This is a genomic window from Exiguobacterium aurantiacum DSM 6208 (assembly GCF_000702585.1).
GTDB lineage: Bacteria > Bacillota > Bacilli > Exiguobacteriales > Exiguobacteriaceae > Exiguobacterium > Exiguobacterium aurantiacum.
Map to the genome: position 1 here is coordinate 1,033,334 of NZ_JNIQ01000001.1, position 15,001 is coordinate 1,048,334.

Annotated in this window: 9 protein-coding genes and 2 pseudogenes; 9 read left to right on the forward strand and 2 right to left on the reverse strand. The window is 56.3% G+C overall.

What is annotated here, in order from left to right; all coding sequences use genetic code 11:
- Window positions 1–3: 3 nt before the first annotated feature.
- A pseudogene (locus tag P398_RS16060) lies at window positions 4–1,446 on the reverse strand (6-phospho-beta-glucosidase).
- Between the two features lie 45 nt (window positions 1,447–1,491).
- Window positions 1,492–3,399, reverse strand: a pseudogene (locus P398_RS16065) (beta-glucoside-specific PTS transporter subunit IIABC).
- 1,802 nt (window positions 3,400–5,201) lie between these two features.
- Here P398_RS16065 and P398_RS16880 point away from each other — a divergent pair.
- The 9 genes from P398_RS16880 to wecB all read left to right on the forward strand — a co-directional run bounded on the left by P398_RS16880 (window position 5,202) and on the right by wecB (window position 14,999).
- Window positions 5,202–6,863, forward strand: a complete 1,662-nt coding sequence (locus P398_RS16880) for an Ig-like domain-containing protein (RefSeq protein ID WP_029334384.1) — start codon at window positions 5,202–5,204, stop codon at window positions 6,861–6,863.
- A 95-nt stretch (window positions 6,864–6,958) separates the two neighbouring features.
- Entirely contained in the window at window positions 6,959–7,414 is a 456-nt protein-coding gene (locus P398_RS0105640) for a hypothetical protein (protein WP_029334385.1), read from the forward strand.
- Between the two features lie 207 nt (window positions 7,415–7,621).
- Window positions 7,622–8,374 (forward strand): YveK family protein, encoded by a 753-nt coding sequence (locus P398_RS0105645; RefSeq protein WP_024370717.1) that lies wholly within the window; start codon window positions 7,622–7,624, stop codon window positions 8,372–8,374.
- Window positions 8,340–9,038: a CpsD/CapB family tyrosine-protein kinase gene (locus P398_RS0105650; RefSeq protein ID WP_029334387.1), complete on the forward strand. Its 699-nt coding sequence runs from the start codon at window positions 8,340–8,342 to the stop codon at window positions 9,036–9,038. The genes P398_RS0105645 and P398_RS0105650 overlap by 35 nt, the downstream gene beginning before the upstream one ends.
- A 10-nt stretch (window positions 9,039–9,048) precedes the next feature.
- Window positions 9,049–10,266, forward strand: coding sequence for a glycosyltransferase (locus P398_RS0105655; protein WP_029334388.1), 1,218 nt, complete (start codon window positions 9,049–9,051; stop codon window positions 10,264–10,266).
- Window positions 10,263–11,189: a glycosyltransferase family 2 protein gene (locus P398_RS0105660; RefSeq protein WP_029334389.1), complete on the forward strand. Its 927-nt coding sequence runs from the start codon at window positions 10,263–10,265 to the stop codon at window positions 11,187–11,189. Before P398_RS0105655 ends, P398_RS0105660 begins: the two co-directional genes overlap by 4 nt.
- 15 nt (window positions 11,190–11,204) lie before the next feature.
- Complete coding sequence (locus P398_RS0105665; RefSeq protein ID WP_024370713.1) at window positions 11,205–12,254, forward strand: EpsG family protein; 1,050 nt, start codon at window positions 11,205–11,207, stop codon at window positions 12,252–12,254.
- 19 nt (window positions 12,255–12,273) lie between these two features.
- Window positions 12,274–13,836 carry an oligosaccharide flippase family protein gene (locus P398_RS0105670; protein ID WP_029334390.1) on the forward strand — a complete coding sequence of 521 codons (1,563 nt, stop codon included), beginning with the start codon at window positions 12,274–12,276 and terminating at the stop codon, window positions 13,834–13,836.
- 11 nt (window positions 13,837–13,847) lie between these two features.
- On the forward strand, window positions 13,848–14,999 hold the full coding sequence (gene wecB / locus P398_RS0105675) for a non-hydrolyzing UDP-N-acetylglucosamine 2-epimerase (RefSeq protein WP_024370711.1): 1,152 nt from the start codon (window positions 13,848–13,850) through the stop codon (window positions 14,997–14,999).
- Window positions 15,000–15,001 lie beyond the last annotated feature (2 nt).

The window sequence follows — 15,001 nt, forward strand, 5'->3', positions numbered from 1 at the left end:
TTCTCATTTCTCGACGGATGCCGCAAGCGTCAGTTCCGCGCCGTTCGTCGCGATGACTTGCTTGTACCAATCGAAGCTCTTCTTTTTCGACCGGACGAGCGTGCCGTTCCCGGCGTTGTCTTTATCGACGTAGATGAAGCCATACCGCTTCTTCATCTCCCCGGTCGAGGCGCTCACCAAGTCGATCGGGCCCCAGCTCGTGTAGCCGAGAATCTCGACGCCGTCCTTGATGGCCTCGTGCATCTGTTCGATATGTTTCGTCATGTAGTCGATGCGGTAATCGTCCTCGACATAACCGTCTTTCGGCGTATCGACGGCACCGAGCCCGTTCTCGACGACGAAGAGCGGTTTCTGATAGCGGTCGTACAGCTGATTCGCCGTGATGCGGAAGCCGGTCGGATCGATCGTCCAGCCCCATTCCGACTTCTCGAGATACGGGTTCTCGAGCGAGCTGAAGATGTTGCCTTCCGTTTCTTTATTGATCTCCGGGTCCGTGCTCGTCGTCCGGCTCGCATAGTAGCTGAAGCCGATATAGTCGACCGTGTGCTGTTTCAACAGCTCGAGGTCGCCGTCTTCCATCGCGAGGATGATGCCGTTTTCTTCAAGGTAGCGCTTGGCGTAGCCTGGGTACTCGCCGCGCGACTGGACGTCGATGAAGAAGAACGATTCGCGGTCCTTGTCCATCGCGTCCAACACGTCGTCCGGGTTGCACGAGTACGGGTACGTCTGGCCGGCCGCGAGCATGCAGCCGACTCGCATGTCCGGGTTGATGGCATGTGCCGCTTTGACCGCTTTCGCGCTCGCGACGAGCTGATGGTGCGCCGCCTGGTATTTCACTTGTTGCTTGTCCTCGCCATCCTCGAACACGAGACCGGCGCCGATGAACGGCAAATGTAACAGCATGTTGATCTCGTTGAACGTCATCCAATAGGTCACTTTACCGTTATAGCGCGTAAACAGCGTCGACGCGTACGTCTCGAAGAAGTCGACGAGGCGGCGGTCGCGCCAACTGCCGTAGTTTTGGATGAGGCTGACCGGCACGTCGAAGTGGGCGAGCGTGACGACCGGTTCGATGCCGTGCTTCAACAGCTCGTCGAAGACGTCATCGTAAAACTGGAGGCCTTCCTCGTTCGGCTCCGCGTCGTCGCCGTTCGGGAAGATGCGCGCCCACGAGATTGACAGGCGGAGCGCCTTGAAGCCCATCTCGGCGAACAGCGCGATGTCTTCTTTCTAACGGTGATAGAAGTCGATCGCCTCGTGCGACGGATAAAACTCACCCGGTACCGGCTCGAGCGACGGCAAGTCGCCGAACATGACGTCGAACCGCTTTTTGCCCGTCGGCAACAAGTCGACCGTCGTCAACCCTTTCCCGCCTTCTAAATAGGCGCCTTCTGCTTGGTTCGCGGCGATGGCGCCGCCCCATAAAAATCCGTTTGGAAAACTCATCGAATCATCCTTTCTAAAATAGGGGAGGGACGCACCCTCCCGCGGTTATTCGTTGATGACAAACAATGCTTCGCCCGTTTGGACGCGTGACGCCTGACTCGGGGCAATCTGTTTCCGGTTCGTGACGATGACCGGCGTCGTGAGGGCGCGGCCAGAGCGAATGATTGCGTCGAGGTCGAACTCGATCAACAGTTGCCCTTTCTCGACGAACTCGCCTTGCGCGACGTGCGCTTTAAAATGTTTGCCTTCTAATTGGACCGTGTCCATGCCGATATGGATGAGCACTTCCGCGCCCGTCTCGGTCGTGATGCCGATGGCGTGATGGGTCGGGAAGAGCGCCGAGACAGTCCCTGACACCGGGGCGACGAGTCGGCCTTCCGTCGGTTCGATGGCCACGCCTTGTCCGAGGGATCCGGATGAGAAGGCGACGTCAGAGATCGAAGAAAGTTTGACGACGTCCCCGGCGAGCGGGCTGAGCACTTACTCTTGACCGATTTTTGTTGCCGACACTTCTTCACGTACCGGTGTGACTTCCGGTTGCGGTGTCGCCGCGACGGCTTTGTTGACGCCGCCGAACAAGTACGTCAAGACGAAACCGACGACGAAGGCGACTGCTGTCCCGATGAGGGCGCCGTAGAAACCGGCCGTGATCCCTTCAGGTGAGATGTTTGACGGGTAGCCGAAGACGCCGAGGCCACCGATCATGTACACTTGCGTGCCCATAACCCCCATGATTCCACCACCGACGGCACCACCGATACAGCTCATGATGAACGGTTTTTTAAGCGGGAGCGTGACCCCGTAAATCGCAGGCTCGGTGACCCCGAAGATGCCTGAGATGAAGGCCGGGATACTGAGTGTTTTGATTTTTTGATTCTTGATGCGGAGGAAGACCGCGAGTACGGCACCGATCTGGGCGAACGAGGCCGCGAAGACGAGTGCGAGCACCGGATCCGAGCCGAGTGACGTCAAGTTGTTGATGGCGACCGGGACGAGGCCCCAGTGAAGGCCGAAGATGACGAACACTTGCCAGAGACCGCCGAGGAAAAGACCGGCGATGAGCGGGCTCAAGTTATAGACGGCGACTGTGGCGCTACCGAGCAACATCCCGGCCCATGTCGCGATCGGTCCAATCAAGATGAACGTGAGCGGGACGATGATGAGTAACGTAAGGAGTGGAACGATGAACATTTTGATGACGTCTGGGATGACCGTCTTCAAGAACTTCTCAAGTTTCGCGGCGAAGAACGCGGCGATGATGATCGGAATGACCGACGTTGAGTACGTCATCAAGATGACCGGGACACCGAAGAACGTGATGTGAATCGGTGACTCGAATATCGTGCCGGCGAAGACGGTGTAGAGCGGGTCGCCCGCCGTGAGCGTCGAGAGCGTCGGGTAGACGAGCGATGCCCCGATGGCCATCCCGATGAACGGACTGCCGCCGAATTTCTTGATGGCCGTATACCCGAGGAAGATCGGGAAGAAGTAGAAGAGCGAATCGCCGACAGCGTTCAATAGTTGATACGTGCCCGATTCGGCAGATAACCAACCGAGGGCGACGAAGAGGGCGTTGAACCCTTTGATCATCCCGGTCGCGGCCAAGACGCCGAGGATCGGGGTGAAGATGCTAGAGATGATGTCGATGAAACGGCTGAACAGTGATCCTTTCGGCCCGTCCTCGTCCTCGATTGGCGATTGGTTTTGGAAGCCGCCGACTTCGACGACCGCTTTATATACGTCTGGGACGTGGTTACCGATGACGACCTGATATTGGCCGCCGCTCTTCATGACGGTGACGACACCGTCCATATTTTTGATGGCTTCCGTGTTGGCTTTATTTTCATCTTTCAATTTGAACCGCAAACGGGTGATACAGTGGACGACGCTGTTGACGTTCTCTTTGCCGCCGACTTGTTGGATAATGTCGCGTGCGAGCTGTTCGTATTTCATGTCCGTCTCATTCCTTTACAGATTTTACGAACGGGAAAGCCGATACCGGGCATAGCCCGCCTTTAGGCATGGGATGAAAGTGAGTTCGGATGTGAAGAACATACGACATTCGGGTATATATATTCCATAGACAAGTACAAGTCTCTAAAACGCCCGTGTCCATCGCACCTTGAGAATCGTATCCGGTTCGGTCACGAAAACATGTGACCGGTAAAACGATGCCTGTCGTCACGTAAAAGACGCTAAAACATCAGGTGGACACACCTGCAACGACCTGTGGTGGATGGTAACAGTCCATCAGCCTGAGAACCTATATGGTCTGTCTCAGGAGGGGTGATGGCACACCCTCATCTGAAGGCTTGAGCAAAACAGAAATGGACTGCGCTCGCACAAGCACTTCAGAATCCCACGGTTTCAATCGTGGGAGTGTCAAGTTGGATTTGTTCAAATAAAAAACCTGACTCGAGCCAAATGGATACGTAACAAGACGTATGCCGATTTGACTCGAGCCAGGTTATGCCCATGAAGGTAACATTCCTGCGCAGGAAACCATTCAGTTGTTATTTGATATTTGAAATGTAGCATGCGTCAAAACGAAATGTCAACGCTTACATTTAGGAATTTTCAGATTTCTTTTATTGGACACATTTACCCTTATTTTGTCTTCTATATAATGTTTTGATTCGCTGAGCACGTACTGACAAAAATAAATTTCAATTTTAAAAATCTCATTCGCAAGCTGTAAGAAAAACAGCATTTGTTATATTTTTCCTAATCTATAATAGAGCAGGAAGATTATATAGAATGAGGAGTCGTGATGAATGAAACGGATAGTTTTGTGGTTGATGATCGGATTAATGGTCGTGTCGTTGTTGCAGCCGATTGGGGTAGAGGCTGAAGAATTAGTTGTTCCTGAGATACTCGAAGGTGATGTAGGAATACAGATAGCGCTTCCGACTAATGGGGCGTTAAAAATTCAGAATGAGTCCGGCAAGGTTTTGTTTCAGGACCGTTATGTAGGGAGAAATGTATGGGCTGAAATCAATTATCGTCTTGAACCAGGTGAAAAAATATTATTTTATTTGAACAACAAGTTGATTGCGGAACGGATTGTGAAGGCGAGGTCCATTGGAATCACGACCCCAGTCTTAAATGAAATTACAGAGGACACGTATGTAGTTGAAGGCAAAGCGACACCTGGCACAATTGTTGAGTGGTATGTCAATGATTTGAGAATTAGGACCGGAGAGAATTATAACGGACGTTTATCACTCCCAACTACCTTCAATCGTCTGTATGTAGGTGATAAAATTTTAGTTCGACTTGTCAATGATCGGGGCGAAGTAAGCCCTTTCGCCGAAAAGATTGTAGCAGCGGGGAATTCATCATTTGATTTAACACTCGATCACTATTATGGAGATCAAGCCGAAATCACAGGATCTGCTTTGAAAGACACCAAACTCTATTTTGAACGAAAAGATGGAACGATGATTGGGCAAGTCACAACTTCATACGATACTCGATTTTCTTTAATACTCCCAGTACGTCTGAATGTGGGAGAAGAAATCATAGTCACGCCATACAGTATATGGGGGCGTGAAGGAACTTCGAAAATTCTTAATGTACGAAACCCTCGTGCAAAGCTTCCGTGGCTTACTGAGGAGATTAGGGTTGGGGAAGAAAATGTCTCGTTCTATACTGATCAACATACAGCAGCGTATTCAACAATCCAAGTCCGCGATCAACTTGATATTTTGCTGGGGACAGGCGTTCGAGTGGTTCATTTAAATAGAAAAGTTGAAATGGATGAAGTGTTAACTCTCACTTTCTTCGACCACTGGGACGAAAAACTTGGAGAAACAAAAGTGAAAGTGTTGTCGAGGAACGAGGATGAAAATCCAACAGTTGAATCACCATCGATTGACTTCGTAAAAACGATTACGAATCAGACGAGATGGGCATCCCTCTGCACAAATCCTTACATCGATGGGATGTATCGAATCATTGCCTTGAATGATCAAGGTGAGCTTCTTGATTACAGGTACATCGATAACTATAAATGTGAGATGCATTTGAACAAACCACTTAATGCAGGGACGAGTTTCACGGTCCAAATCGTCGATGGGAGGGACGGAGAGGTTTATCATGAGGAAGTGATTGAAGTAGTCGAGGCGACGAAAGCATCTTCGCCGATTGTACAGAAGATAACGGATCGAAGTACATACATCGAAGGACGTGTGACTGAAACCGAGTGGGTAGAGGATAACATCATCACCGTGAACGACGCAACAAACCGTAAACTTTGCGAAACCCACGTCAATTTTGATCGTACGTTCAGCTGTCCGTTAAAAGGCCTGCTCCCGGCAGGCACAATCGTCTCTATCACACAAACGGCAGACGGCTATTATCCGAGCGATCCGACTGTCGCGACGGTCTCTCGAACGTTTAACGAACCAACCCCGCCCATCGTGATTGTGCCTCCTTCTGAAGTGAAACCAGGCGCCCCAATTCTTCATCCGGTGACGAGTGACGCGCTCGGTCTCACCGGTTCTGGGACACCCGGGCTCGTCGTGAAGGCGTGGAACGAGTTCGGGTTCCGTCTCGGCGAGGCGACGGTCAATACAGATGGTTCTTTCCGCATCCCGCTTGAGCGGAAGTTGCCTCAAGGAATCGGCATCCGTGTCGTTCAACTACAAGACGGAAAGATAAGCGACGGGGCACAGACGTATGTGCAGGAAGGCGAGAACGTCACATTGAGGCTGATGGACACGTTGACCGATGCATCGACCCGTCTGACCGGACACCTCGAACGAATGGCGTTCACACCGGTGCGGGTAGAACTGCGCCAAGGAAAGACCGTGCTTGCGAAAGACGAGACGACGTTCTTCTTCCGGCTCGATTTTAAGCCGCAAACTAAACCGCTCACGCTTGTTTTGATCCACGCGGACGGGAACGAGACGACGCAAACGATTCAACCGCTCGATACGACACCGCCAACGCTCGCGACGATGTCAACGCTCACCGACCGCTCGACCCGTGTGTTCGGACGTGCGGAAGCCGGTTCGACCATCGTCGTTCGCCACGACAAGAAGCGATTGACGACGAAGACCACGACAGCCGGCGTCTATTCGCTCAATCTGCCAAAGTTACGAATTGGTGAGGTCGTCACGGTGCAGGCGATGGATGAGGCAGGGAATACGTCATCCATCCTACAGCGCACCGTCCTCGGGGTGCAGGCGCCACTCACCGCTACGGCATCTTCACGCGTCGTCACAGGAAAAGGTGAACCGGGATCGCTCGTCCGTGTGTTCTCCAATAACAAGATGATTGGGAAGACCGTCAAAGTGGACGCCAAAGGGACGTACCGGGTGAGCATCCCGACGCAACCAAAAGGGAAAAGATTGCTCGTGACGCAACAAAAGACAGGGTATGTGAAACAGACACAAACCGTCATCATCAAATAATCGTACCGGATGGAGCACACGCTTCATCCGGTTTTTGAAACCATTCAAAAGATTGCTCCGTATAACAGTTAACGACTTACCAAGGAGGGACTCTCATGAGACGCGAACAACATATGCGCCAACTCGTCGAGTACGCGCGGCAAGGGAAGACAAAGACGTTCATACTAGGAGCCGCCTCGGCCATCATCACGGGATCGCTCGTCCAGTACGTGACTGAATTCGAACTCGTCGTGCTCGGCATCGGGTTTCTTGGCGTCATCCCATTAGCTGTTCGCGAATGGAGACTCGGCACAATCCGGGCCTCGTTCAACGACAATGCGACGTATCAACGGCTCGTCCGCTTGCCGTTTTGGCTGACGTTAGGCGGATTGATTCTACTGTACGCACTCCTCGGCTGGTACGATTCCGGCTCATCGGGTCCGTCTTTCTTCCTCCTGTTCGCAGTGCTCTGCATGGGAATGTTCGGTCTCCAGCGCGCCTTCGACCGGGTCATCTTGAAACTCGAACCCGACTACATCACCGACCGCGAATTGCATCGCGAACTGAAGTGAACGACCGTCTCCTCGCGAGGCGGTCGTTTTTTTAGGTCCAACTTCCTAAAAAGACAAAGAACGAAACGGAACGGCAACATGACATGATGTTGCGAAAAAATGATAAATCTATCTCTCTGATTATCAAGATGAACGGGGTAAGAAGGTACTACGGTAGACTTGTGCCTTATTTCTGTCGTCCATTCTGTCTGTAGGGAGGAAAAATCCATGAACGATCAAACGACGATCGTCGGCGATCTCGTCGAGGTGCTGAAAAAGAGCAAGTGGCTGCTCGTGCCTTTCATGCTCATCGGCGGATTCGCTGCCTATTACTTGAGCTCGACGTTCATCCAGCCGACGTACGAGGCGTCGACACAAGTGCTCCTCGTGACGAAACAAGAAAATGACCGGGTCGACAGTTCCGAAGTGTTGTCGTCGCTCTCGCTCGTCAACACGTACCGGGTCATCATGAAGAGCCCGGCCATCTTGAGCGAAGTGAAAGAGCGCGTGCCGAACGCACCGGATCCGATCTCGGATGCCATCACCGTCGAGAGCGAGGAAGACTCGCAAGTCATCAACGTCGTCGTGACCCATACGGACGCCGCGGGCGCAGCCGAGACGGCGAACGTCATCAGCGAAGTGTTCGCCGCGGAGATCCCGGACCTCATGAACATCGACAACGTCCGCATCTTGTCGCCGGCCGAAGTACCGACGGATCCGGTCTCGCCGAACTTGCTCATCAACACGGCGATCGGCGTCTTTGTCGGTCTGTTCTTCGGTGCTCTCATCGGCCTGTTACGCTACTTGTTCGACAAACGCATCCAGACCGAACAGGAAGCCGAACGACTCCTCGACTTGCCGGTCATCGGCTCGGTGCCGGTCATCGAACGTCGCGATATGAAAGTAAAGAAGCCGAAAGTACCTGACGTGAAAGGAGACCTTCCCCATGTTTCTGCGAAAAAAGAACGCCAATCTTCCTGATTACGGTCAGCGCGATTTGATCACGCTCGCGAACCCGAAGTCGCCGATCTCGGAACAGTACCGGACGATCCGGACGAACCTCGAGTTCACGTCGATCGGTCAGAAATTGCAGATGATCACCGTCACGTCCGCCTCGAACGGCGAGGGCAAGTCGACGACCGCGGCGAACCTCGCCGTCGTCTACGCCCAGCTCGGCAAGCGCGTCCTGTTGATCGACTGCGACCTGCGGAAACCGACCGCGCATTTCACGTTCAAGACGTCGGCGCATGCCGGCCTGTCGACGATCCTCGTCGGGCGCATCCCACTCGACCGGGCCATCCAGAAAACAGACGTCGCGCGGCTGTCGCTCCTCGCCGCCGGCCCGATCCCGCCGAACCCGACCGAGCTCGTCGCCTCTGAACGGATGACGCAGTTGCTTGAAGACGTGCGCGCCGACTACGACATCGTCATCTTGGACGCGCCGCCGATGATGCAAGTGGCCGACGCGCGGCTGCTCGCGAACGTGTCGGACGGCACGATTCTCGTCATCGGCTGTGAGAACTCGGACCGCCAGCTCGTGTTGAAGGCGAAAGAACAGCTCGAACGGACCGGGACGCACATGCTCGGCCTCGTCCTCAACAAGCGGCCATCGAGCGGACGCCGTACGTATTACGCGTACGAGTGAGGTGACGACGATGAAGATCCTCCACATCAACGCGATCAATGACGTGAAGAGCACCGGACGGATCTGTAAAGAACTCGCGGCCGTCCATCACGAATATGGGCACGAGACGCGCGTCGCCCATTCGACGGGACCGGTCACCGAAGGGAGTTACGTCATCGGGGATGCGGTCGACGTGAAACTGCACGCGCTCCACGCCCGCATCACCGGACGGCAAGGGTACGCCTCACGGCTCGCGACCGAGAACTTGGTGCGCGAGATCGAGCGCTACGGCCCGGACGTCGTCCATCTCCATAACTTGCATGCGAACTACCTCCATCTGAAGACGCTCTTCGACTTTCTCGCCGTCCGCGACATCCCGACCGTGTTGACGCTCCACGACTGTTGGTTCTTCACCGGGAAGTGCACGCACTACGCGGCCGCCGGATGCGACAAGTGGCAGCACGGCTGCGGCGGCTGTCCGCTGTTAAAGTCCGACATCCCGAGCTGGCTGTTCGACCGGACGAGCGAGATGCTCGCGGACAAACGACGATGGTTGACGGCGATCCCGCGTCTCGGCGTCGTCGGCGTCTCCGATTGGATCACGACCGAGGCGCGTTTCTCGTTTCTCGGGCAGGCGAACGTCATCCGACGCATCCATAACTGGGTCGACCTCGACGTGTTCCGGCCGGTCGAGACGTCCGCGCTGCGGGAGCGTCTCGGCCTCACCGGCAAGACCGTCCTGCTCGGTGTCGCGAGCACGTGGGGCGAGGCGAAAGGGCTCACCGCCTTCCTCGACCTTGCCCGCTCCCGACCCGATGACGCGTTCCTGTTGATCGGTCGGCTCGACGACGCGACGCTTCCGGACAACGTCATCCATGTGCCGGAGACGAACGACGCCCGCGAGCTCGCCCGTTATTACGCGCTCGCCGACGTGTTCCTCAACTTGTCGGAAGAAGAGTCGTTCGGCAACGTCACGGTCGAGGCGATGGCGTGCGGTACCCCGGTCGTCGTCATCGACGCGACGGCGAGCCCGGAACTTGTCACCGATGAGACCGGTGCCGTCGTCTCGACACGGCGGCTCGAAGACATCGCCTACGGCATCGACCGCGTCCTCGCGCGCGGCAAGGCGGCCTACAGCGACGCGTGCGTCACCCACGCCCGGACGAACTTCGCCCTTCACGACCGGGCGCGCGACTACTTGGACGTCTATGAGACGCTCCGTTACGAGAAAGTGAGGAATGCGCTATGAGACCACTCGTCTCGATCATCATCCCGGTGTATAACGGGAGCAACTATTTGGCGGCTTGCATCGACAGCGCGCTCGCCCAGACGTATGAACACGTCGAGGTCATCGTCGTCAACGACGGGTCGACCGACGGCGGGAAGACGGCGGATGTCGCCCGGCGCTACGGCGACAAAATCCGGTATATCGAGAAAGAGAACGGCGGCGTCTCGAGCGCGCTCAACCGCGGGATCGACGAGATGGAAGGCGACTTCTTCTCTTGGCTCAGCCACGACGACTTGTACGCTCCACGTAAAATCGAGGCGCAAATCGAGACGCTCGAGCGGGAACGGCTCGACGCGAAACGGACGATCCTCGTCACGGGGACGGCGTTCATCGACGAACACGGGGCCCCGATTCGCCGCTATCAACGCAAGTTCAATGGATTTTACGCCTCGAACGACATGTTCCGACACTTGATGCTGACGGCGTCGCTCAACGGTTGCGCGCTCCTCATCCCGCGTGACGCGTTCCGCGCGCACCGCTTCTCGCTCGAGGACAAGTTCATCCAAGACTGGATGTGCTGGGTCGAGTTCGCGCTCGACGGCTTCGACTACTTCTTGACGGACGAGCCGCTCGTCTACTCGCGCATCCACGGGGCGCAGCAGACGAAAAAGATCGCGCATCGCGCCGAGCTCGAGTCGAACCGCTACTTGCGGACGCTCCTCTTGCGCGTCGAGCGAAGAGGGGACTCGCGAGAGCTCGTCCCGATCATCTTGCGCCACACGTTCAAAGAAGACGCGACCGACGTGCGCGATGAATATTTAGCGACGCGGAACGTGCGCGACTACTTCAGCCCGCTCGAGTATGGCACGCACCGGATGAAAGGCTGGGCCGTGTCGAACATGCTGACGCTGTACCGGGGCGTCACGAACCTCATCTATCGGTAGAAAAGAGGAGAACCCATGACCATCTATCTCGTCAATCTCGCGCTCCTCGTCATGTGGGCGATGCTCCTCATGCGAAGCGACGCATCGTACAAACGCGGCTGGTTCGTCACGTTCGCGACGATTCAATGGATCGTGCTCTCCGGCTTTCGCCACATCACGGTCGGGGACGACACGGCACAGTATAAGGTGCTCTTCCTCGAGACCGAAAAGTTACCGCTGTCCGCCTTGACGAACGACTTCTTCAAAATCGTCTTCACCGAGAGCGAGGACCCGGGCTACTATTTGTTCCAACGTCTCGTCCAGTTCGTCATCACCGACTATCAAGTGTACTTGGTGTTGATCGCGCTCCTCTTCATGATCCCGCTCGGCTACTTCATCTACAAGTACTCGAGTGAGCCGCTCATCAGCTTCTTGTTGTTCTCGGTGCTGTTTTACGAGTTCTTCGCCGTCACGGGGCTAAGGCAGACGGTGGCGACGGCGCTCGTCGTCTTGATCGGCTACCATTTCATCCGGGCGAAGCGGCTCGTCGCCTTCCTCGCCATCTTGTTCGTCGCCTTGACGATCCATAAGTCGGCACTCATCTTCTTACCGTTTTACTTCCTCGCCGACAAGCGGCTGACGAAACCGTACATTCTCGGGATGCTCGGCATCATCGCCGCCTTGTTCGCCTTCCGTGGCCCGTTCTTCAATTTGCTCGTCTCGCTGTCGGGGTACGACACGTACTCGGCGCTCGAAGGGGCGGGGGCTGTCAACTTCAGCGTCATGCTGCTCTCGGTGCTGCTCGTCGCCCTTTGGCGCCGGGATGAGATCTTGACGAACAACCCGCAGGCGATCCATTACTTCAATGCCTTGTTCCTCGCCGCGTGCTTCTTGCCGCTCACGTTCATCAACCCGTCGATGATGCGGCTCGTCCAATACTTCACGCTGTTCTTGCTCCTCATGATCCCGGAGATCATCAAGACGTTCGAGCGGCGGGAACGTCTCGTCGTCTATTACGCGGCGGTGACGGTGCTGTTGCTCCTGTTCTTGCAGGACGCACCGGTGTACACGTTCTTCTGGCAATAAGAAAGAGAGGTGAACCCACATGTCGACACGCGTCGAGCCCGATGAGGCCGCGAGCACGCGAAAAATCAAATACGGGGCCGCCATGTCGTACACACAAATCTTCTTCGGCATCCTGTCCGGACTCATCTACACCCCGTGGATGATCCAAGAGATCGGCCAGGCGAGCTATGGGCTCTACATGCTCACCATCTCGCTCATCAGCATGTTCGCGATGGACTTCGGTCTCGACGCCGCCGTGTCACGGTTCATGAGCAAGTATCTCGCCGAAGGGTCAGAAGAGAAGGCGGCCCGGTTCCTCGGTGTCGCCTATAAGCTGTTCATCGGTCTCGCCGTCGCGTTGTTCATCATCTTGGCGGTCGTCTACTTCTTCCTCGACTCGATTTACGCCGGGCTGACGCCGGGTGAGCTCGACTCGCTTAAAGTGCTCTACATCATCGCTGGTCTCTTCATCGTCGTGTCGTTCCCGACGAAGCCGTTCTCGGGCATCCTCGTCTCGCACGAGCAGTTCTTGTTCGCGAGCGCGCTCCATCTTGGGGAAAAGATTGCGACCGTCGTGCTCATGGTGACGGCGCTCGTCCTCGGATACGGGCTGTACGCCCTCGTCCTCGTCAACGCCTTCGTCGGCACGCTCGTCTTGTTGATCGAGTACGTCTTCATCCGGCGGAAGACGACGGTCCGGGCCAACTTCACCGAACGGGATCCCGGCATCTATAAAGATATCTTCAGCTTCACGTCGTGGAGCACGGTGACGCTCGTCGCCCAGCGCTTCGTCTTGAACATCACCCCGAGCCTGCTCGGGATGCTCGCCGGCAGCGCCTCGATTGCCTTGTTCTCGGTCGGGATGGTCATCGAAGGCTACGTCTGGACGATCGCCTCGGCGCTCGGCTTCTTGTTCCTCCCGAAAGTGAGCCGGATGATCTCGCGCGACGACCGGGGCGCCATCGCCACGCTCTTCGTCCGCATCGGCCGCATCCAGCTCTATATCGTCGGCTTGATCGTCACGTCGTTCTTCATCCTCGGCCGCGAGTTCATGCACTTATGGGTCGGGGAGGCGTTCAACGACTCGTATTACATCGCGCTCCTCCTCGTCGCCCCGAGCCTCGTGACGCTGACGCAAGACATCGGCAACACGACGCTCATCGCCGAGAACAAAGTGAAGTACCGGGCGTACGCGTCCTTGATCGTCGCCGTCATCAGCATGACGTTGTCGCCGCTCCTCATCCCGATCTACGGACCGATCGGGGCGGCCTTCGCGATCTGCCTCGGCAACACGGTCGGGCTCGTCCTCTACATGAACGTCATCTACTACCGCGTACTGAAGCTCGACGTCGCCGGCTTCTTCCGGGCGTGCCACTTGAAACTGTTACCGGGGCTCGCGATCTACACGGCGCTCGGCTGGGGCATCCAACAGCTGTTCCCGGCGACGAACTTGTTCGGTCTCGCCGTCAAAGGCATCGGGTTCGTCCTGCTCTATACCGTCATCATGTGGCTGCTCGCCTTTGACGACAGTGAGAAAGGGCTCATCCGTCAAGTATTCGCCCAAGTGAAGCTCCGTATCCTATCCATCCATCACACATCCTAGGAGGGAACCCCATGAAGCGACTGAAAGTGATGACCATCGTCGGGACACGGCCTGAAATCATCCGCTTGTCTGCCGTCATCCATAAGCTCGAGGCGTCCGACGCGATCGACCATGTCCTCGTCCATACCGGCCAGAACTACGACTATGAACTGAACGAGATTTTCTTCGAAGACTTCGGGCTCCAGACGCCGGACTACATTCTCGACGCCTCGGCCGACGGACCGATGGCGACGATCGGCAACATCTTGATCGCCGTCGACCCGGTGCTCGCCGCGGAGAGACCGGACGCCGTCCTCATCCTCGGCGACACGAACAGCTGCCTCGCCGCAATCGCCGCGAAGCGCCACAAGATCCCGATCTTCCATATGGAGGCGGGCAACCGTTGCTTCGACGAGCGGGTGCCGGAAGAGACGAACCGCCGCATCGTCGACCATATCGCCGACGTCAACTTGACGTATAGCGACATCGCCCGCGAGTACTTGTTGAAAGAAGGACTCCCGGCCGACCGCATCATCAAGACGGGCAGCCCGATGTACGAGGTGCTCACGCGCCACCGCGACAAGATCGACCGCTCGGACGTGCTCGGACGGCTCGGGTTGACGGAAGGCGGCTACTTCGTCGTCTCGGCGCACCGGGACGAGAACATCTCTTCGGACGAGAACTTCTATGACCTCATCGAGACGCTGAACGCCGTCGCGAAGACGTACGACGTGCCGCTCATCGTCAGCACGCACCCGCGCACGGCGAAACGGATCCGCGAGACGGGCGTACCGCTCCATCCGCACATCCAGACGCTCAAACCGCTCGGGTTCAGCGATTACGTCAAGCTACAGCTGCACGCGAAGGCGGTGCTTAGCGACAGCGGCACGATCAGCGAGGAGAGCTCGATCCTCGGGCTGAAAGGGCTCAACATCCGGCAGGCGCACGAACGGCCGGAAGCGATGGAAGAAGGGGCGGCGATGATGGTCGGGCTGAAGCGCGACCGGGTGCTCCAGGCGCTTCGCGTGCTCGAAGAGACAGAGACGCCGCTGCGGCTCGTCGCCGACTACGCGATGCCGAACGTGTCGGACAAGGTGCTGCGCATCTTGCTGTCGTACACCGACTACGTCATGCGCGAGGTGTGGAAACAAGGGCCGGTCCGTCACGAGACGAAGGAGGTGTGAAC

Excerpts from the sequence above, each read along its gene's own strand:
- P398_RS16880 (WP_029334384.1), top strand. The coding sequence starts at position 5,202 with ATGGATGAAGTGTTAACTCTCACTTTCTTCGACCACTGGGACGAAAAA.
- P398_RS0105640 (WP_029334385.1), top strand. The coding sequence starts at position 6,959 with ATGAGACGCGAACAACATATGCGCCAACTCGTCGAGTACGCGCGGCAA.
- P398_RS0105645 (WP_024370717.1), top strand. The coding sequence starts at position 7,622 with ATGAACGATCAAACGACGATCGTCGGCGATCTCGTCGAGGTGCTGAAA.
- P398_RS0105650 (WP_029334387.1), top strand. The coding sequence starts at position 8,340 with ATGTTTCTGCGAAAAAAGAACGCCAATCTTCCTGATTACGGTCAGCGC.
- P398_RS0105655 (WP_029334388.1), top strand. The coding sequence starts at position 9,049 with ATGAAGATCCTCCACATCAACGCGATCAATGACGTGAAGAGCACCGGA.
- P398_RS0105660 (WP_029334389.1), top strand. The coding sequence starts at position 10,263 with ATGAGACCACTCGTCTCGATCATCATCCCGGTGTATAACGGGAGCAAC.
- P398_RS0105665 (WP_024370713.1), top strand. The coding sequence starts at position 11,205 with ATGACCATCTATCTCGTCAATCTCGCGCTCCTCGTCATGTGGGCGATG.
- P398_RS0105670 (WP_029334390.1), top strand. The coding sequence starts at position 12,274 with ATGTCGACACGCGTCGAGCCCGATGAGGCCGCGAGCACGCGAAAAATC.
- wecB (WP_024370711.1), top strand. The coding sequence starts at position 13,848 with ATGAAGCGACTGAAAGTGATGACCATCGTCGGGACACGGCCTGAAATC.